Consider the following 20665-nt stretch of genomic DNA (forward strand, 5'->3'; position numbering starts at 1 on the left):
ATGCGAGGTCAGAGTGCCACGTTGTCTATGGGTAAGCTGGCAGAGACAAGTCTAAGAAGGCTCATTTATTCAGGAAGTAGACACATGACAGATACTCCTTCCGAGCGCCCCTCCGAGGACGTCACGACATCGCAAACCGCGCCGCACAAAAGCGCGACGGGGAAAGACAATGTCGTTGAAATCGTTGCTCCCGTGTCCGGACGAGTCATTCCCATTGAAGACGTCCCCGATCCCATGTTCTCCGAAAAAGTCGTCGGAGACGGACTAGGAATCTCCAAGCCGAAAAGCGGGAAGATCCTAGCGCCCGTATCGGGGAAAGTCATGATGGTCGCCAAAACCGGCCACGCATTCGCGCTCAAAACCGAAAACGGGCTTGAAGTCCTGGTCCACCTAGGGATCGACACCGTCGAGCTCAAAGGTGAACCCTTCGATATGACGATCTCCCGAGGTGATCAGCTCCACGCTGGGGACAAAGTCGGCATCATGGATGTCGACGTCATTAAATCGGCGGGTAAAGACACCACCGTCATTGTCGCGATCACCAACACGGCGAAGAAGCTCGACGACCTCAAAGTTACGCACAAGGCCGTCACATCAGGTGACCCCGTTGCTGCTGCCACCCTGAAAAAGCCGAAGTCTGCCGAGAAATCGACGACGAGCGGTACGCAGGGAAGTAGTGCGGCCGGTGCGGCTGGGGGAGCTGCAGCAGGATCCACACCGGCATCCGTACCCGCAGCATCCGGCGAGGGTGCCGACGCCGAACAAGGCAACGCTGCTGAACAGGGCAACGTTGCCGCCGAACGTCCCGCTGATCTTTCCGGCTACGACGCCACCGCATGGGACGTCATCAACAATATTGGCGGAAAAGAAAACATCAGCTCGCTGACGCACTGCATCACGCGAGTGCGCTTTTACCTCAAAGACGAATCCAAAGCCAACGATGACGCCGTCCGCGACACCGATGGCGTGATCGACGTCGTCAAAGCAGGTGGACAGTACCAAGTTGTTATCGGCCCCGCCGTCGAAGATGTCTACGATGCTGTGACCAAGCAGCTCGGGGACGTCGAAACAACAGACGCAGCCGATGCCGAACCCAAAGAACGCCCCACCACTCTCTGGGGCTGGGCCAAACTGGGCTTCAGCTCACTGATCGGCGTGATCACGGAATCCATGATTCCCGTTATCGGCCTGTTGGCTGCCGCCGGTATTTTGAAGGGCATCCTTGCGCTATTAGTGCAGGCAGGGTGGGTAGATGACAGCACCCAGACCTACATCATCATTGATGCTATGGGCGACGCTGTCTTCTACTTCCTGCCCATCTTCGTCGGGTTCACCGCCGCCCGAAGACTTGGATCAGACCCCATCATCGTTGCCATTGTCGGTGGTGTTTTGGCCTATCCGACGTTGGTAGACATGGCCTCAAAGCCAGGGGATAAATCTCTGCTTGGGATGTCGCTGAATGCCGAATTCTTCGGTCTGCCATTCCACATGGCGTCGTATAGCTACTCGATTTTCCCTATGATCGTCGCCGCGTGGCTGGCATCCATTGTGGAACCGTGGCTGAAGAAGGTCATTCCGACTGTGCTGCGCATGATCTTCGTCCCGCTGTGTGAAGTCGTTATCGTATCGCTGGCCATCATGTTGATTCTTGGCCCAGCCGTCATGTTTGTCTCGGAAGGCATTGCGTCGACTCTGATGTGGATCTACCACCTCTCGCCCACGATTTCTGGGCTTATCATCGGTGGTTTTTACCAGTGCCTCGTCATTTTCGGTCTGCACTGGGCGGTTATCCCGATTGTTACGGACCAAGTTTCCGGCCCTGGTGGGGATTCCCCGATCAACGCGATCATTTCCGCGACCATGGTCGCCCAGGGTGGTGCAGTGCTCGCCATCTTCCTGAAGACCAAACTCCTCAAGATCAAAGAGCTTGCAGGTCCGGCAGCGATCTCCGCGTTCTGCGGAATTACCGAGCCGGCCATGTACGGTATCAACCTGAAATACGGCCGCGTGTTCATTATGGCTTCAATCGGTGGTGCAGCGGGCGGAATTCTGACTGGCATGTTCCACGTAACCATGTACGCATTCACCGGTGCGCTTGTTGGTTTCCCGTCGTTCCTCCCGCCGGGCGTGGGTATCGGCGCGAACTTCTGGGGTTACCTCATAGCCTCGGTGACGTCACTGGTCGTCTCGTTTGTGCTGACGTACTTCTTCGGCTTCAAAGACAGCGACGTCGAAAATGGTCGCGAAGTCAAGAAGGTGCGGCTTGGTCGTCGTGACCCGGTGCAGAAATAACGCGGTACATCGATAGGCTGGCGCTGGAGAGACCCAACGTAGGAATGCCCCAGCGCCGGAATCGGGAACGTGCATTAGGCCGACGTGTCCGTGGTCGTACTGCCTGACTTCCGTGACAGGCGGGACGGCCACCACACTCGTCGGCCAATTAATTCGACAATCGACGGCACCAAGAACGTCCGCACGATAAACGTGTCGATAAGCACGCCCAACGAAATGATGATCGCCAGCTGAACCAGGAACTGAATCGGGATCACGAAGAGCGCGGCAAATGTGGCCGCCAGCACAAGCCCGGCACTGGTAATCACCCCGCCCGTGGAGACGAGCGAACGACGCATACCCTCGCGAGTGCCGGCACCAGGAGCTTCCTCGCGGACCCGCGTCATCAAGAAAATCGTGTAGTCAATAGCTAGCGCCACTAAGAAAATGAATCCGTACAGTGGCACCGTCGGATCTGCGCGATCCAAACCCACGGCCGTGAACAGCAACGACGCCACACCAAGCGCCGCGCCATAACTCAGCACCGTGCACAGCACCAGGACCAGCGGTGCGAGCAGCGAGCGCAACAACGCAGCGAGCAAAATTGTGATCAACGCCAGAACAATCGGAACAATCACTTTCCGATCATGTACCGACGTTGCGTTGGTATCGACGTTGATCGCGGTAGTGCCACCGACTTCTGCATTCATGCCTTTCAATTCGTGACGCAACGTCGTGACCGTCTGTTGCGCGTCATCCGAATACACCGGCGACGTTAACGTGGCCGATAGCAAGACGTAGCCATCAACGACAGTGGGCGAACCGGACTGGCTAGGTTGAGAATTCGCTGTTCCTGCATCCATTGTTCCCGCCTGCACTGTCCCGTCGGGGGAAAGAGGGAGCGAGCCCGACGGAGAATCCGTACTCGACACCGATACCGATTCAACCCCCGTCGTTCCCTGAATAACGCGCACTGCAGACGCCATCTTTTCTTCGGGAACCACGACGTATGCTGGAGAGCCCGAGCCTCCCGGGAAGTGCTCATCCAGCACAGCCTGGCCGTCGCGTGCCTGGCTGTCGCCCAACACGAATTCACTTTGGGGGACACCGTCGGCATGAAGCGTCGTCACCCCCACACAGCCGGCGGCCAACACGACCGATACTCCCACAGCCAACTGCCACGGGCGGCGCGACACAGTTTTCGCGACCCACGACCACACTGGTGACGCGGCGTCAGCTTTGCCCTCGGACGGCGTCGGCACGCGAGGCCAGAACACACGGCTGCCCGTAAGGAATAAAACAGCAGGTAGGAACGTCAATGAGATGACCATGGCGCAACCGATCCCGACCGCCGCGACCGGGCCCAGACCAGAGTTCGAGGCCAAGTCAGAGAACAGCAAGCACAGCAGGCCGGCAGAGACCGTCCCGGCCGAGGCAAGAATCGGACGCCACGAACCTAGCCACGCAGCGCGCGTCGCTTGCCATGCCGACCCGAGACGCGTATCCGAAGGCGGGAGCTTGCGTAATTCCTCCCTGTAGCGGGCGGTGTATAAAAGGCCGTAATCCGTCGCCGCGCCGATGACCAAAATGAAGAGAATGCCCTGGATCTGGCCGTTAATCATGACGACCTCCGACGACGCCAGCGCAACGTTAACCCCGACCGCGGCCGCCAATGCGATCATGGAGCCGAGTAGGACGAGGAACGGGAGGAAGGGCGACCGGTAAACGGCCACCAAAATGACCAACACGGCGGCCACCGTCACGAGCAGAAGTAGGCCGTCGATGCCGCTGAACGCGTCCGATAGATCAGCCGTATAGCCAGCTGGGCCCGTCACCCAGCCTTTGACGTCGGAGGGAAGATCGGACTTCAACGTCGATGTGAGGTCTTCCACCGCATCCGTCGGGTTGCTGTCGGATGGAAGCAGAACGAGCATTTGAGCAGCGGTTTTGTCGTCAGACGGAATGAAAGGGCTCGCCGAGTCGTCCCCTCCCGCAGCATCACGAAGTTGTTGAGTAACCGGACCCAGTGCGGAGATATCCAAGGGCTTCCCGTCGGACTGCTCAACAACAATGATCGCCGGGAGCCGATCTTGATCCCCGAACTCCTTGATCTTCTCCTGGACCTGCGCAGATTCCGACGATTGCGGCAGAAATGACGACTGGTCGTTCGTTGCAACGTTGCTGAGGTTGCCGAATTGTGGCCCGCCAAAGGACGCAATTCCCAGCCAGATCGCAATAATGATCACGCTGAGAGCGACGAGCTTCCCGGTTCGGGGCGATGTGCCGTTCTTTCCTACCGACGAGCTACCCCGCGCCGGGGTGGCCGGTGAAGTGGTGTCTCCCTCGGAGCGCGGAGAGCCGCCTGGGGAATGTGGAGTTGTCTTCATGTGGGCCGACCTCGGGAAACTGGGGGATATAGCTGGGGAAACGCGGGTGAATAGCTCTGGGAATGCGGAGACTACGGTCATCTTTCAAGCAGTGGTTCCCAGTCTAGGGGAGATGGTTAGGGAAGATGCCTGAGTCCAGCGTCGACAATAAAAAAGTTGGTAGGAAAGATAGAGGGGATAACGCACAGCAGTCACTGTCGTGGGCAGTCGCTGCAGGCGCATAAATTAGTTACACAAGTTAAGCCCGGCGCTGGACTGCAGGGTGCTGAACGAAGGAAACGGATAATATGACCATTCCCCGAGATAGAACGACGCTCCGCCGCCGCCTTACGAGCCTTTTCCAAGATTGGCGGTGGGACGGAACCTGGTCCCTGCGCACGATTCCCACCGACGGGCGTGCTCCTTTATTTGGCGACGACGCACAATGCCAACGCCACCGTCGCGTGATTACCGACATGATCACGGAAGGCTTCCCGGGGACCGACGTTCACTTTGTGAACCTAGAGAGTTCAGCGGCGGAGCCGGATGCGTCCGATGACCCAGCCGCGCCTGCCTGCCTCATCACCCTGATGTGCCACGACCTCGCCGACAAGGACGAGCGGCCGCTGACGCAGATCTTTGTGTATCAACTCGGAGTGTGGCGGGGGTTCGCGATCCACCACATGTGGGGCGACGGGCCCACGATGCGGGATCGGCTCGGGAGTGTGTATGCATATGTGGGATCCCTATGGCCGTGTGGGCGTTTTGCCAGCGTCGGCCATGACCAGCCGGAAAACGGCAAGCCCACGGTGGCACCGCGAAAACTTACCCGTAACGATGCCACCTTCCTCATGCAATTCGGTGCGTGGGTGGAAACGCTGATCAGACGACCGCGAGCAACGTTGCGCAGCGTCAAAGATGTTCTGAGCGCTGAAAAAGCGTCGTCGGATAATCACGCGAACGACCAGCAGGCCATGAACCGGCAGCCGGTGGACGCGGGCCCGGCGGAGTTACTCACCACCACCTTGACGTACACATGGGAAGGTCAGGAGGGAGAGAAACCAAGGGCTATTCCTCTGGCGTGGGATTGGTGGAATGAGCTGAACAACCAGCTTGATGAGGGCGACGGTTATCTCGATCCCAACGAGTTTTGGCTCATCGTTGGGCTGCGTCGCAACAGTAAAATTCTGGCTCACCGCGGCGGGAATCTCCTTGTGAGATCGCGGATTACCGTTGGGGGTTCACGCGATACCGACATTGCAGCGACAAAAGAACGCTTGAAATCGCCGTTCGCGGTCACCCGCGCAGCTCTGAGCGCCGCGCCACAATTAGTGAAGCAACTTCTGCAGTTGCCGCGCACGGTTTCTTTGCCCCCGATGGATATCCGATCCGCTACCAGCCCGTCCTCGATCACCACCATGTGGACCTATAACCGTCTGGCCACCGATGAACCCCAAGAAGTCGCCGTCGGAACGCAAGGGCTCGGAACCCTACTGGTCGGCAGTTTTGAAGAAGGCCACACTTATCGCGTCATCATTTCTGGATTCGTGTCCCAGAAAGTGCACCGCGCCGGGGTGGAAGCGTTGGATCGCGTCGTAAAAGACGCAGGTTATACGCGGGTATAACGGGCCGCCGCGGTACGCGCTCAGCCTGCACGCGCCACGCTACGCTCCCCCTCAGACCTGAGCGTGCCGCCCCTGCGTCGACACTGGAGAACACAAGTATGGCACCGCGACAATGCTCACCGTCATAATCGCGCAGAACAGATAAACAACCGGCCCACCGTGTAACACGAGCGGGGCAAGCATGAATAACACGGCGCGAGCACCGCTCCACACCATGTACCCTCGCTGTTTGCCCACGATAACCGGGTACTTCGAAAGCATCGCGGAGACCATTCCCGTCGTCGCGTACAACGAAAGCGCAATAAACAGTGGAAGATAGTCCGCCCCCAGGTACGCGCGATCATTCCACACAATGGCCGCATACTGGACCAAGGCCGTCCCCACACCGAGTACCACGGCCACAATCGTCGCAATGCGCAACTGCACGCGGTAACCGTCGGGGTCGTTGTTGCGGATCGCCTTCGACGCGGGAGCCTCAAAGCTGGGGGAGACAACCTGCTGTGCCAGCGTCAAGAACCCACCGTAGAGACGGACAACAATTGCCCATGCGTTCGCATAGGAACCCAGGACCGGCGTGACCATTCCCTGAATCTGGAAGCCGATATCGCCGAAAAAAGTGCCTGTTGTCGCTTCCTTGTGTTCCCGGATGTAGGACCGCAAGGGCGAGGCAAACACCGACGGGAACGCCACCAATGACGACCACTCCCGCTTAATCGCTGCCCCCACCTGCTGGTTCGTCGCCCGGGCCAATAACACCGCGCCCACCACGTAGTTCAGCGCGGCGACATAAATGAGGCCCTCACGGACGGGGACGAGGAACACAACCACGCAGGTCGCCACAATGTTCACTACGCCGTAGAGAAAACGAACCCGCGAATACACGTCCATTCGGTCTTCGCGAATCGTGATCGCCACGTACATGTTGTACACAGTGATCGCCACGGTCGCGAGCATCGCCCACAGCACCCGCGCCGACCACGCAGGATGGAGCCACATCAGCGCAACGCCCACAACACCCAGCATGACCGTGCCAACCATCGCCATAAAACCCGAGGCAGCCGTCGAAAATGACAGTCGGTCGTCGGGAAGGCGGAGATACACACTGTGGTAACTCAACGTCATCGTGCGGGACACGATCATGCCCAGGGACACCGGAAACAGCATGTAGGCCACCATCCCCGGCTGCTTGGCCACCACCGGCACCACCATGGCCACGAAGTTCAGCGCCTGGCCGATGAGGGCTGGGCCGAAGCGTGAATACAGCTGCCGAAGACGCGTTAAGGCGTTCCCCATCCGTCACCTCATTATTTCTTCACTCGCCATCGACAACCGTTGAGCTCACAGCGGTACGCCACCACAGACGGCTACCAAATCTGGACGCGGTCCTTCGGATCCAGCCACATTCCATCGCCTGGGTGGACGTCGAAGGCCTCAGCAAATTCGTTGATATTTCTGGCTATGACATTACATCGGAACTCAGACGGCGAGTGGGGATCGATCGCCAAGTACTGAGCGCTCAGCTGCGGACGGATGGCGGTGCGCCACACGTTTGCCCAGGCCAGGAACAGTCTCTGCATGGCCGTGAAGGTGGGGGCGTCGTCGTAGTTCATGCCCGTGTCCCCGTCCGACTCCTTGCCCAGCGGTGCCAGGGCGGTGCCGTCGGTAAGAAGGAAGGGCATCTCCAGGGACGTTTCGGGTGTGAGCCCCTGGTCCTCGAGGTACAGGCGGTAGGCCACCACAGCAATGCCCAAGCCACCGAGGTCGCCGATGTTCTCGCCGAGGGTGAAACGACCATTGACGTGCTGGGCAGTCAGCCCGCGCTGCCCAAGACCCTTCGGGATGAGCGGGTTGAACTGATCCACCAACTTCCCTGTCAGCTTTTCAAAGGCTTCGCGATCTTCCGACGTCCACCACGAGTTCAAATTGCCCTCGCCATCGAACTGGGAGCCTTGGTCGTCGAAACCGTGGCCGATTTCGTGGCCGATCACCGCGCCAATACCGCCGAAATTCTGGGCCATATCCGCGTCGGGATTGAAGAACGGCGGGCGAAGGATCGCAGCAGGGAACGTGATGTCATTGACCACCGGGTTATAGAAAGCGTTGACCATTTGGGCCGGGGCCACCCACTCGGACCGGTCCGTCGGGTTCCCCACCTTGGCGATCTCATACCGGTGGCGCCACGCCGCCGCACGTCGGGAATTAGCTACTAAATCCTCGCCATGAGGGGAAAACTCCAGGTTGTCGTAGGTTTTCCACTGATCTGGGTAAGCAATTTTCGCGCGGAAAGTTCCGAGCTTCTCCAGCGCGCGATCCCGCGTATCCGGCGTCATCCAATCGAGGTTGCTAATTCGCTGGCGGTACGCCTTCAGCAGGTAATCCACCAGGGACAGCATCTTCTGCTTGTGCTCGGGTGGGAAATGGCGTGCGACGAACTCCCGGCCGATATCGTCGGAAATGCTGCCATCAAGGAAGGACACCGCTCGCTTCCACCGGGCCCGCTGCTCGGTCGAGCCCGACAACACGCGCCCGTAGAAGTTAAACGACTCGCGGCTCACGTCCTCGGCCAGCAACGACGCGCGCTGCGTCAAGATCTGCCACCCGGCCCACAGTTTCAGCACGGACAGATCCGTTTCCTGGGCCAGCGTCGCCACATGCTCCAGGTAGCTAGGTTCGCTGACCACGATCGTGTCCGTCGACAATTCTGTCGCTTCCAGCCATGTTTTCCACGGGAAACCGGTGGGCAAATCGTCCACGGGGGTGGGGTTATAGGTCTTGAGCGCGTCGCGAGTGTCCTCCACATTCCAGTGCCCCTTCGCGAGGCGCGTCTCGAAGTCAATGATCGCCTCCGCCAACTTCTCATTCGACTCGTCGGCGAATTCTGCCGGGACCAGGGGAGAGTCCTGCCACTCTGGGCCGCTGGTGGCATCGCGAGCCATCGTCAGCATCGTCGCAATGTGCTCTTTGAGCTTGTCGACGATGGGCCGGTGAGCGTCTTCGCGGTAATAGGCCTCATCGGGAAGGCTGAGCCCGCCTTGATTCAAATAGGCCGCGTCGACGGGGGAATCCGACGCCTTCGCCACGTAATAACCGGCTAAACCACTAATCCCGACGACGTCTAACGCGCCGAGTGCCCGCGCAAAATCCTCAAGATTATCGACGTTGATACGTGTGAGATCCTCCTTCATCGGAGCAAACCCGGCCTGGTTGACGCTCTTGTCGCCGTCGACGTCCATGAAGCTTGTGAATCCCGCGCCGATCCGCGTGGTGGGGTCGGCGTCTTTGATAATCGCGTTGACATCTTCTTCTGCCTGGTCGCGGAGGGTGTGGAAGGTGCCGTCGACGGGGCGATCGTCGGGGATGGGGTGGTGCGATAGCCAAGGGCCGGACACGTACCGGTAGAGATCGTCGCGGGGTGAAGGACGAGAAGCTGGGACCTCTGAAATGTTGTCAGGAATCGATGTTTCGCTCGCGTGGTTGTTCTGCGACGGCTCGTTCTGTGCTGATGCGTTGCCCGATGGTGCCGTGGGCTCGGGATTGTTCACGGTTATGACCTTCCTTTCATCTGTGAGGAACGATAGCGGGCGGGTGGGACATGCAGACACGCAACCATAGTGGGTAACGCGGCCGGTCTGGGGTTGTCGACATCCGTTTATGGTGAGTTGTGGGCTGCACAGCCCAGGTGATTTTGGTTACAAAACAGGATTTTATTAGCTATAAGAAGTGGGGAAATGGGCAGGTCATCACCCAGATACTACTCACCGGTCGTCATTCTGTGGTGCTTTCCGTACAAAAACTACGCGCGCAGGCACCCTGATGTCTCACTGTGCTGTTATTGTCTTTCGTCATGAGTGGCGAGAATACACACGACATACCGCCGTGGGGGGGAAGCACCGCAAGAGGGGCAGCCACCCACGAGCAGCTCCGTCGCAGGCGTCGACGGAGGCGTCGGGGAAGGTCAAAATCCTGACACTGCCGGCGACCTTGACACGGCCCGGGAGCTTGACGCCGACGCATCCCGTTATCAACCCCTTCCGCAGGGGTCCAAGAAAACCGCTATTTGGGCAGCGTCGTTAATCATCGTCGGAGGGCTACTAGCCGCACCGGTCATTATCGATAAAGGCGCACCCGGTGACTACCCCGGCGACAAACACGGCGGGGATATCACCGTCGGAATGAAGGACAGTACGAACTTTACCGGTCCTAACCTGGGAGAATGCTACGACCAGTCGGACGATAACCCGTACGGATCCACCTACAAGTGCGGCAATGTCAACATCGATACGGCCACGATGACGGGCAACGACGATGTCGACCACGTGTTCCGCCGTGGAATCCGGGCTACCGCCCACGTCAAAATCAACGGCGACCTGCCCACCACGGAGGCCTCCAATGGCGAATGGGACGCGCGCGTGACAGCCCTGGAGCCGAAGGAATCCGTCACCAACCCGAATGCGAAGAAAGTGGTGTCGGCGGCTTTCACCAAGAAGGACGATAAGTCAACAACAATTATCGCCACCGTGAGCAGTGCCGACGACGAGGCCCTAGCTAACACGATGAGCAAAATTGTTTCCGCGCGTGGCCTAAAAACCGATGCCGTGCGCATGGCGCTGACGAAGTCGGCCACCAGTGACAATGACTCTCGCGGAGAGTCCGACGAACACTTACCACACACGGGGGAGGCGTAATGCGAAAAGACGTATTCACCTGGACATACATCGTTCTGGCGGTGGTATGCCTGGTCGCTGGCGGTCTCATGTCTGCCATGACTCTCGCGGAAACACCCGACGCTGTTGCAGTAGGCGTGGTGGGAGCCGTGATCTACCTCACTGTGTTCTTCGTCATCATGCGATTCCTGCCGATCTGGAGAAAAGGCAGCCTGATCTGGGTGATCGTGAGCCTCTACTGGGGAGCGTTCATGGTCATCTCGACGGTCATGATCACGGAGCTCGCGTTCTCTGACATCCTGAAGGAAGCGGGCTTGGGTCGGTTTGAAGCCTCCGCAACCGGCGCGATCCCGGAGGAGCTCGCCAAGGCGCTCGGCGTTTTCGTCATTCTCTTTATGGCGCGACGCGTGTGGGATAGGCCGTGGCACGGACTGTTGGCTGGTCTTTCTGTCGGCATGGGGTTCGAGGTCATGGAAAACTTCGTCTACAGCGGTGGTGGAGCCCTCTATAACGCGACATCCGACGTGCAGGGTGCCACCGAAATCTGGATTCTCCGCACCGGGTTGGGGTTCGGCTTACACCCCATGTGCGCAGGTCTGGCCGGTTTTGGAATGGCCAGCGCCCTCATGCTGACCAACAAATCAATGCTGTGGCGGTTGATGGTGGGCATCGGCAGTGTGCTCGCCGCGATCGCGTTCCATGGATGGTGGAACTTCCAATGGCCGAGTTCACTCCAGCTCGTCGCCGTCATCGCCGATTGGCTTGTGCTGTTCGCGGTGACCATCGTCATTCTGGTTAAAAACTGGTCGAAGGCGAAGAGGGATAAGAAACGACCCCTGCCTAGCCATAAGGAAGCGTGGGATCTGATTCCTGTGCGCGACACTCCATATCCATCGGTGCCGGATCCATCAGTGCCGACGAGCGCTGCGGAATAGTGCTGCATAATGAGGCGGAAGGCGGTGCTTTCGTCGGCACTTGTTGTGCCATGTCAAGCACCCGCTATGCCATGTAGAGAAAGTGATGATACGCAAGTAGTCGCATGAGTAGCGTGTTTCGCCTGTTGTTTATGTGTCTAATGAGTTAAAGTGTAGCCATGTCTGACTTGCGTAAGCCCTCCGTCGCACGTTCGCGCACCCGGTTTCGTCGAATCATCCCGGGGCTCAACCCGTTCCCGAAGACGATGAAGCACCGGAGATTCGCCGGCGCAGCCCTTATGACAGGCTCATTACTGACGACGGCCGCCCTCGTGTCCACAGCGACAGGGTTTACGCCAGCCGATGCCCTCAACGGCATCGACGTCTCGAGCAACAACCACTTCGGTGGGCAGGCGATCGACTGGGATTCAGTGGCTAACGACAACCAGTCGTTCGCGTTCATTAAGGCCACGGAAGGTACGAGTTACACCAACCCGTACTTCGCATCGGACTCGAAGAAAGCTAAAGCCGCTGGCCTGACGATCGGTTCGTATCACTACGCCCGGCCCGGCGGAGATCCGCGGCAAGAGGCGCAGTTCTACACGAAAGAACTAGCCAGCCAGCCGCAGCCGTCGCTGCCCCCAGCTCTAGATCTGGAAGAAACGGGCGGTCTGAGCCCATCCCAGTTGCAAAAGTGGGTACTTGACTGGGTTGATGAGGTCGAGAAGCAAACCGGCCGCACACCGATCATGTACACCTACTACAGCTTCTGGATTAACAACATGGGGAACACTACCGAGTTCTCCGACATGCCACTGTGGCTGGCATATTACGAGGATTCCTTGCCATCGACGATCCCCGGTGGCTGGAACCATGTGACATTCTGGCAGCACTCCGGTTCGGGGTCCGTCGACGGTGTTAACACCGAAGTCGATTTGAACAAGTACGACGGATCCGACTCCGAGCTCGCGTCGCTGGCGAAGAGCATGAAGGAAGACACTCCAGTTGGCGGCGTGGCCACCACGGTGAAACCAGCCGTCGACGCTGATGTGGCGTCGGCAAGCGTGTCCAACGACATCCAACACCAGCTGCAGACCAGCTCTAACCCGGTTCTCAAGACCATTGGCAATTCGTTTAACGTTCCCATCCCGGATTCGGTTCTGGTGGCGACGCTGGGCGTTGCGGCTGGAACGGTGTCGCTGTCACAGCTGTGGGACACGATCCGTGAAGAGGGTTTCGGCGGCCAGCTTGCCGATCAGCTCGTGCGGGCCGTGAGCGAAGTATCTCAGAACGGCGGGCTTCCGAAAGACAAGCTCCAAGGGCTGTTGGGCGAGAATGCGGGGACCACCCTAGGACAGCTAGAAAAGGCACTGTCTGATGCGATGGTTGCCCTGGGCAGTGGCGGAGCGCCCGATAGCGACGGTTCCGATGCGAATTCGTCGGGATCGTCGGGAAGTGCGGATGCTTCGGGAAGTGCGGGAACGAGTTCCAGCGGTTCAACTGCGGGAAGTTCCGACACTTCGGGTAGCGCGAGCGGTTCGACTGGTTCGACTCAGCTCGACCAGGGGCAGCAGGTTCAGTCCGTTCCTGGCTCAAATTCATAGCCTCACCAGCAGCATTCGGTAGAACCCGGTTAACACAGGGACGGCCATGATGCGCGTACTGATAGCCCCGGACAAGTTCAAGGGATCACTCACCGCTGCGGAGGCAGCTGAGGCCATGGAACGCGGGGTGAAGCGAGCTTTACCGCGAGCCGAGTGCACGACAATTCCCGTGTCCGACGGCGGCGAAGGCCTCATCGAGGTGGCCCTGTCAACTTCCCGACGAGGTCGTGTTAGTGGTGGAGATAACGCGCATGCTGGTCATGACGGTGGCTCGGCTTCGTACGCTGATTACGACGCTGACCTGCGTGTAACGCGAGTACGCGGCCCACTTGGCGACGACCACGACGCACGTTGGGTCCTTATAAAGCCCGCACACTCCAATGGCTCTCACGCGGGTCGAATAGATGAATTCACCGAGTCCTCTGGTAGTCCCGACGGAAACGAAGGCCACGATTCCATTGCCGTCATCGAAATGGCGGAAGCCAGTGGATTGGCATGGATCACCCCAGGGCCAGATGCTTCTCTTAGAGCGGACAGTTACGGTACGGGTCAATTAATTCGTGCGGCGGTGGACGCCGGTGCCACAACCATTATCTGTGGTATTGGTGGATCTGCCTGCACCGATGGTGGAAGTGGAGCACTCCGAGCGCTCGGCGCCCGGATCCTCGATGGCGACGGCAATGACGTTGCATTCGGAGGTAAAGGCTTGTGCGACGCCAGCGTGATTGATACGTCGAACCTGATCCCCGACCTTCGCCTCCGCCATTCCGACTCCGAAACTCATCAGGTCCGCATCATCATTGCCACGGACGTCTCCAACCCTCTCCTAGGAGACGACGGCGCGGCAGCCGTTTATGCACCTCAAAAAGGTGCAGGGCCCGAGGAAATAGATGCACTGGAGAAAGGGCTATCCCAATGGGCCACGTGCCTATCTCGCTTCAACGCAGACTTTGACCCGGCCAATGAAGGAATGGGCGCGGCGGGCGGTTTCGCGTCCGGCTTGACGGCGCTGTGCTCTGCTGTGACCGTTCCCGGTTTCGACGCCGTGGCCCAGCTCAACGGTTTTGACGACGCTTTAGGAGCCGGAGCTGATCTTCTGATCGTCGGCGAAGGGTCCCTAGACAAACAGACGTTGTCGGGGAAAGTCCCCGTCGCAGCAGCGCGCCGGGCAGAGGCGCGTGGCATTCCGGCGGTGGCTGTTGCAGGAGCAGTGAACGTTCAGAAGGACGAGCTTGCGGACGCCGGAATATCGGATGTTATCGGACTCGCCGAGATATCAGACCGAGCAGGCGACAAGGACGACACCATTCAGCACGCCGCCGAGTACGTCGAACGCGCTACCGAAAAGCTTGTCCGACGGTTCCAGTAGGGTGGCACACACCCGGCCGGCACACACCCGGGCTACACACACTCGGCTTAGGCGGATGATCCCTGGTCTTTGTAATTCATCGGGCCAGGGGTCCATAGACCGGAACGGGTTTCGGTCTTTTCGGTAATGTGCCCGGGTTTAATCTGCTTCTTCTTCGAGTTAGCAGGTGGCAGGAGTAGGTCGAGCTCACCCCAGTCACGTCCCCAGTCATCCCTGAAGTAGGTCGGCAGAGCCATGGGAACGGTGGTTGTTTCGACGAGGCCGAGGGATCCACCCCCGCTGTAGTCCATCCATCCACTGTTGGCGCGTTGCGAGTCATAGCTAGGCGCTATCCGGTACTTCGGCAACTCTGTGACTCCTGCCCAGTGATCATATTGACGCTGGCAGGGGAACTGCAGCGGTGTCTCCCATTCGAGGAACACCGGGTCCTTGCGTCCCACGTAGGAGTTGAGGGTCTCAAGTTGCGGCATCCGCGGCGGTGTGAACGCTAGCCAGTCCCGCCGCGCTAGTTCTTTATCTTTAGCGTGTAGGCGGAGCACATTAGCGTCGTCGGGAATGTCTGAAGTGAGGAACCGGAGGTTTCGCCACATAGGGGCCGGGCCGGGATCAATGGGGAGGAGTTCACCCGTGTTGGTGACTTTGCCGCTGTCATCTCTATGGCCGTACTCCAACACTAAGTCGAGGCCCGGCTGGACAACTCCGTTGCTGTCGATGTGCTTAATAGATCCCGCAGCCGAAACGACGATCAGTGGCGATGTGCGCTCGTCCAGCTTGTACCACGAAGTTTTGGTTTCAGCGGGCACCTGGATGCCACTGCTGTATGAGCCGACAACAGGGATTTTCTTGGGATCAAGTCCGAACGGAAGTGCAGCTGCAGAATCATTGATCCCGCGTGTGTGCTGGGTGCCGCCCTTTGTGCCAGCGGAGCTCGTGGTATTGGTGGTTGAACTGCTAGATCCTCGAGCATTCGCTTTTTCAGAGTCGCCGGCCCCCGCTTCTCCGCGGCTTGTTCCTGATGTTTGTGAACCGTTGGTCGATTTATTTGTACTCTGGTCGGAACTATCCGTGTCGGTTGAGTTGTTAGTCGAGTTCCGTGACTTGTTGTTCTCCGCCTTTTCTTTTTCCGCAGCATCGACGGTGTCGACTGTGTTGAAGTCGATGTCAGGGTAGATGGCTGCCGGAATATTATTCGCGCCGAAGTTTTGGTTGTTGTCGGCGGTCAACGAATCCTTAAATTTGCTGCCGTCGGCAGTAGAGAGCATATTGCTCGACGGGTGTTTTTCTACCTCAACATAGTCCGCCATTTGGCAGGTTTTCCCTGCGAGAGTGCGGATATTTCCTAGCCCGACGGAGTACGCGGGGTATTGCTTGATAAAAGCTTTCCCCATAGCTGCACAGTTAAAGACGACGACGACCGCGCAGAGAACAGCAATGGGTGACGACGTCAAAGCAGCGAACCGTTGTGCTCGCGCGCGTTCACGTTTTTCTAGTGCTTCGCTCTCTGAGTTGGTTTCGGCCAGTGTCTCTTGGATGTCCAACCGGAAGGATTGAATAACTCCCCACGCCATGATGAGAAGCGCAATCACCAACACAATGGTGGACACTTGGGTGTCTTTGATCGAGATGGGTTTGTCGTACCACGGGACACCCAGCGAGGAGACATACCACCAGCCGTTAATACCCGCCAGCGCGAGGGCTCCCAGGAAAACTGTGATACCGAGGTAGAGGAACCGGTTACGGACGGATCGCGCGGCAAACTGCGACGCGGCCACCGAGGCCAACGCGGCAACGGCAGCCCCCACCCCTGCGTAGACGCCGAAGTGGTGAGTCCATTTCGTCGGCGTGAATGCCATGAAGAACGCTGTTCCGATAACGACGAGGACGAGCCGCTGTGCCGGCCCAGGTCGTGCGCCCAACACGGTTTTGTGGCGCAGCATGGCGGCGAGCACCGTGCCGAGGGCCAAAATCACCATGAAGATGGGGAATCGGCGTGAAAAAGATCCGTTTTCTGTCGCGGAAAAGAGCGCTTCGTAGCGAACCGACTCTTCGTACCAGTGGAGTGATGGGCCGATAAACCCTCGCAGTTTGATCGATTGCATCACGGTGGAGAGAGTTTGATCTCCGAAGACTGCGACGAGGATCGCGGTCCCCACTGCGAGGAATGGGGCTAGTAATGCTGTGACTCCTCCAACAACCGCTTTCTTGCTCGATGACTTCGGGGTACCCAGCGCGTCAAGGCGGTGGATGACGATGCGGAAAATGCCAGACAATGCGGCCAGGAGTGCAGCCACAGCCATGAGCCCGGTTGGTCCCGCAGCGAGTGAAATCGACGCCACGATAACGGCGAGGGCTGCCGGGGCCAAGCGGTCTGTGCAAATGGCCCGTTCCAGAAGGACCCATGTCAGAATTGCACCGAGCGCGATGACTGGCTCGGGGCGCAGACCGTTGTTGTAGGCCATCCAGACGGCCAGGAACACGAAGCCCGCGGTCCAGTAGGGGACTTTTCGGCTCGCGATTTCTGGCCCGAATCGGGGGATGACACACCGTGAGAGCAAGAACCAGGTGAGGAATGCGGCAATAATTTCGGGTAGCCGCATCCACGTGGATGTTGTACCGACCCGGGCCATGAGACCGAGAAGGTCATAGTACGGTGCTCCGAACGGAGATTCCGGTACACCAAACCACCGGTAGTAGTTGGCCATGTAGCCGGAATGTTTGGAGGCCCTCGCCATTGTGAGCAGGTAGCCGTCGTCCGACGTATTCGCACCGAAGAAGTACCAGTAGATCAGTACGGTGCTGACTATGCCGTCGAGGGGGGTGAACTTCTTCCAGTTTTTCGGCAGTAGCGGCACACGGTCGTGCGTGCCGACCTTATCTAGTCTGCAGAGTGCGGCAAGGGAGACCAACGCCAAGACGAGTCCCGCGATCATCACGACGTACTTCACCAGGGTCGGCCGCGACGTAAACCGCGAATCGATAGTCGCATGCGCATGGAATCCGGCGTTAATCGCGTCATTCTTGGCGCTCGACGAGACCTCGGTGTAGACACCGGTCATCTGTGGGCGCCTGTCCCCGTCGACAGTTGTCGATAGCTTTTTCCCATTCTTGTCGGTCTGTCCGGGCACATCAACGGTGGTCGACGTCGCGTCGGAGTGAACCTTGAGGGTGGCGTCGTCGGGCAGCGAGTCCAGTGTCGAGTTCGTGATCTGAAGGATGACCTGGCTGCGGTTAATGACGTCAACACCGTCGTCAGTGGCGCGAACAATCAGCCCTCGTGACGCGACGAATCGTGAATCGTGCGGGAGGGTGGAGAGAAGGTCCGTCTGGTTGTCGTTGAGGTTGTCAGCCAGGGAAAGCGGGACCGTGAAGTCGAGCGACTCGGGGGAATAAGAAATCAGGGGTGCGACAACGGAGTTAATGTTGTCGTTCTGCGGCCAGTCAATGGACGATTGTGTCTGTTTGACCGGCAGGAGGGGGGTGAGGATGAACAGCAGGAAGGCGGCAATACCGGTGACCGCCGCCACTATTTTGGTACGTCGAATACGGGAGTCGCCGCCTGAGCCTTCATTGTCTGGCTGCTGTGAGGCGGGACTGCTTCCTTTATTGCCGTCAGTTTTCACCCGTGACACGTGTTGGGAGTCTACGTCACGTTCCTGTGAGGAGACCATTCTGGTTACATCACCTGACATCTATTGGGGTCTAACAGCGACGATAAATGGTCCGACTTGTGTCACTGTCCAGTCACTGAATGCTTCGGGGTGGAAGTGTATGGAGCGGAAATGCACATTGGGGTCGCTGGGGTACACATCATCAGCGACGTTCAGCGCCCAGTCGTCATCGTCGACGGAGCCGCGGAAGAGGATGGCGTCGGGTTTCCTCCAGGGCATGTCGTCCATGGCGGAGTTGAGTTCCTCGGGGGTTTCGGCCTCTGACCACTTCTCGATGGCTGCGTTCCGTTGCACAAATTCGCCGAGCGGGTTGGCGTAGTGAGCGGTCAGTGCCTGGAAGTCCAGGTAGGGGCGGTACGCCATGAAGGCCTGTTCGTCTGCAAGAAGAACCGTGTCGGTGGGTTCGCGTCCGATGGTGTCGGCGACTTTCTGGTAGTAGGTGCCGGAATCTGCGGGGACTCCGTCGTTGCGATGCCCGTCGCCGTCGGTGTCGGAGTAAGCGGAATTGATCGAGTGGGAGATGGACCAGGGGATTGTTGCCGCGAATTCGGTGGCTGCAATCCCAACGAGTACGCCGATGACCAGCGTGATTGTGGGTGCCGCGGTGGCAAACCGCTCGGGGTATATAGTGGGTATTCCATGTGCGAGGGCGTCACGGAGTCCGAGCACACCGGCGGTGGCGAGCAGCATAGTGATCGGCGGTTCCATGCGGAACCCCAGCAGCGTCGTCCCGTGGAGTGTGGCGGCCATGGAGAGCAACACCCAGGCGTAGTAGGTCAGCACAGCGATGGCGATCGGCATGGCAATGGGATGGGTGAAGCGCACGATGAGCCAGACGACGCCGACGAGGCAGAGGAACCCCAGAATGGTCATGTGGAACATGGGCGTCGGGATTTGTGTCCCGTCGGCAGGCAGGTAGTGCTGCGCTGTATCCGTGCTGCCATGTGGTTTGGTCAGCAGGTCCTTGATATAGGGAGCCCAGACCGTCGCTGCGATCAGGAGGGAGCCCATGCCAATGCCCGCGAGCCGGATGATCGGTAAGAAAGATTTCCGACGGATGGCTATGACGAGCCCAATAACGACGATGGCGAGGGCGTTGACACCGGTGAACAGGGTGTAAAGGGTTGCCGATGCGCCGAGGAAGAGCGCTGTTGCGAGGGCTGACCAGCGGGCTCCGTTGATGGCCCGCCACGCGAACACAGCCGCGGCGGGGATCCCCATGCCGACGATGGCCGCGTAGGGTTCGAACGATGACAGGGACAGCATGATGGCCGTGGTGGTCAGCGCAATAGTGGTGGCGAGCGGCAGGCTGCCGGTGATGCGCTGCCATACGGGCACGAGCATGCACGCTGTTGCACTGAGCGTAATGATGGCCCACGGCTGGAATGCGGCCCATCCGGCGAGTCCGGTGTAATGGGCGAACCGCCCGCCCGTGATGAACCAGCCGGCGGGGTAGAAGGTGGGGATGTCCGGGTATGCCATGTCGTGGAGGCCAAATTGCGCGGTCATCCGGGTGAGGAATTGCGTCCGAAATGCCTGGTCTACGGAGATTCCGTCGAGGTACAGGCGGGTCGCGGACAGGGGGATGGTGAGCACCGTGCCTACTAGTCCGGCGGGGGACATGTAGGTGATGATGTATGTCAACCAGACTCGCCATCGGGGGCGACGAACAGCGGGGGAGTCGGCTCCATTTCTTGCACTGGAGTTTTTCGCACCGTTGTTCGTGTCGACGCTGCCACGTCCGGCTTGTTTTTCGTCGTGAACCCACCAGATAAGGAGGGCAGCAACGACCACAATGAGAATGGCCGAGGTCAGCGTGGAGAGCGCCTTGAGAACGTTGGAGTTGCTAAACGCCGGATAGTGCGTGGTCTTCATGAGGCGCCAGAAAACCAGCGACATGATCGCGCCCCCGACCACCGCCAGGGCCATATTTATGAGGGTCCGACTAAGCCCAATGTGGTCGGCGGTGCGGTTTGTAGCAGGCAGAATGGGATCTGCGGATGCGGCTGCGTCGGCGTTATCGACACTGTCCGCGTCATGGGTTGTCGTGGTGGAATCCGCAACTGGCGTGGATGCTGGATCCTTGTGCGACGTATCGCTCCCCTTTTTCGATGCCATGGGGTAGATCATGGCATATCGGTGGGACAGAGGGGATATTGCCACGCGTCCTCGTCGGCAATCCCC

11 protein-coding genes are annotated in these 20665 nt (G+C 58.9%); 6 read left to right on the forward strand and 5 right to left on the reverse strand.

From position 1 onward, the window contains the following. The first annotated feature begins 84 nt into the window (after positions 1 to 84). Positions 85 to 2292, forward strand: coding sequence for a PTS sugar transporter subunit IIABC (locus tag CKROP_RS00370; RefSeq protein ID WP_012730757.1), 2208 nt, complete (start codon positions 85 to 87; stop codon positions 2290 to 2292). A gap of 74 nt (positions 2293 to 2366) precedes the next feature. On the opposite strand, the gene CKROP_RS00375 is transcribed toward CKROP_RS00370, so the two are convergent. After that, entirely contained in the window at positions 2367 to 4658 is a 2292-nt protein-coding gene (locus tag CKROP_RS00375; RefSeq protein WP_012730758.1) for an MMPL family transporter, read from the reverse strand. A 287-nt stretch (positions 4659 to 4945) separates the two neighbouring features. On the opposite strand from CKROP_RS00375, the gene CKROP_RS00380 reads away from it, so the two are divergent. Continuing rightward, positions 4946 to 6262 carry a hypothetical protein gene (locus tag CKROP_RS00380; RefSeq protein WP_012730760.1) on the forward strand — a complete coding sequence of 439 codons (1317 nt, stop codon included), beginning with the start codon at positions 4946 to 4948 and terminating at the stop codon, positions 6260 to 6262. A gap of 51 nt (positions 6263 to 6313) precedes the next feature. Here CKROP_RS00380 and CKROP_RS00385 read toward each other — a convergent pair whose 3' ends face one another. Further along, positions 6314 to 7555, reverse strand: a complete 1242-nt coding sequence (locus tag CKROP_RS00385; protein ID WP_012730761.1) for a hypothetical protein — start codon at positions 7553 to 7555, stop codon at positions 6314 to 6316. Positions 7556 to 7626: 71 nt separating this feature from the next. Further along, on the reverse strand, positions 7627 to 9804 hold the full coding sequence (locus tag CKROP_RS00390) for a M13 family metallopeptidase (protein ID WP_012730762.1): 2178 nt from the start codon (positions 9802 to 9804) through the stop codon (positions 7627 to 7629). Positions 9805 to 10110: 306 nt separating this feature from the next. Here CKROP_RS00390 and CKROP_RS00395 point away from each other — a divergent pair, with 306 nt between their 5' ends. From CKROP_RS00395 to CKROP_RS00410, 4 genes are all read left to right on the forward strand, one after another. Beyond that, entirely contained in the window at positions 10111 to 10947 is an 837-nt protein-coding gene (locus CKROP_RS00395; RefSeq protein ID WP_012730763.1) for a hypothetical protein, read from the forward strand. Beyond that, positions 10947 to 11861: a PrsW family intramembrane metalloprotease gene (locus CKROP_RS00400; protein ID WP_012730764.1), complete on the forward strand. Its 915-nt coding sequence runs from the start codon at positions 10947 to 10949 to the stop codon at positions 11859 to 11861. Before CKROP_RS00395 ends, CKROP_RS00400 begins: the two co-directional genes overlap by 1 nt. Positions 11862 to 12019: 158 nt before the next feature. Continuing rightward, positions 12020 to 13444 carry a glycoside hydrolase family 25 protein gene (locus CKROP_RS00405; protein ID WP_012730765.1) on the forward strand — a complete coding sequence of 475 codons (1425 nt, stop codon included), beginning with the start codon at positions 12020 to 12022 and terminating at the stop codon, positions 13442 to 13444. 46 nt (positions 13445 to 13490) lie between these two features. Then, a complete protein-coding gene (locus CKROP_RS00410; RefSeq protein WP_012730766.1) occupies positions 13491 to 14813 on the forward strand; it encodes a glycerate kinase in 1323 nt (440 codons plus the stop codon). Between the two features lie 47 nt (positions 14814 to 14860). On the opposite strand, the gene CKROP_RS00415 is transcribed toward CKROP_RS00410, so the two are convergent. Further along, positions 14861 to 18442 carry an arabinosyltransferase domain-containing protein gene (locus CKROP_RS00415; protein WP_169302934.1) on the reverse strand — a complete coding sequence of 1194 codons (3582 nt, stop codon included), beginning with the start codon at positions 18440 to 18442 and terminating at the stop codon, positions 14861 to 14863. Between the two features lie 60 nt (positions 18443 to 18502). After that, positions 18503 to 20599: a galactan 5-O-arabinofuranosyltransferase gene (locus CKROP_RS00420; RefSeq protein ID WP_052292301.1), complete on the reverse strand. Its 2097-nt coding sequence runs from the start codon at positions 20597 to 20599 to the stop codon at positions 18503 to 18505. Positions 20600 to 20665: the final 66 nt, after the last annotated feature.

This window comes from Corynebacterium kroppenstedtii DSM 44385, assembly GCF_000023145.1.
GTDB lineage: Bacteria > Actinomycetota > Actinomycetes > Mycobacteriales > Mycobacteriaceae > Corynebacterium > Corynebacterium kroppenstedtii.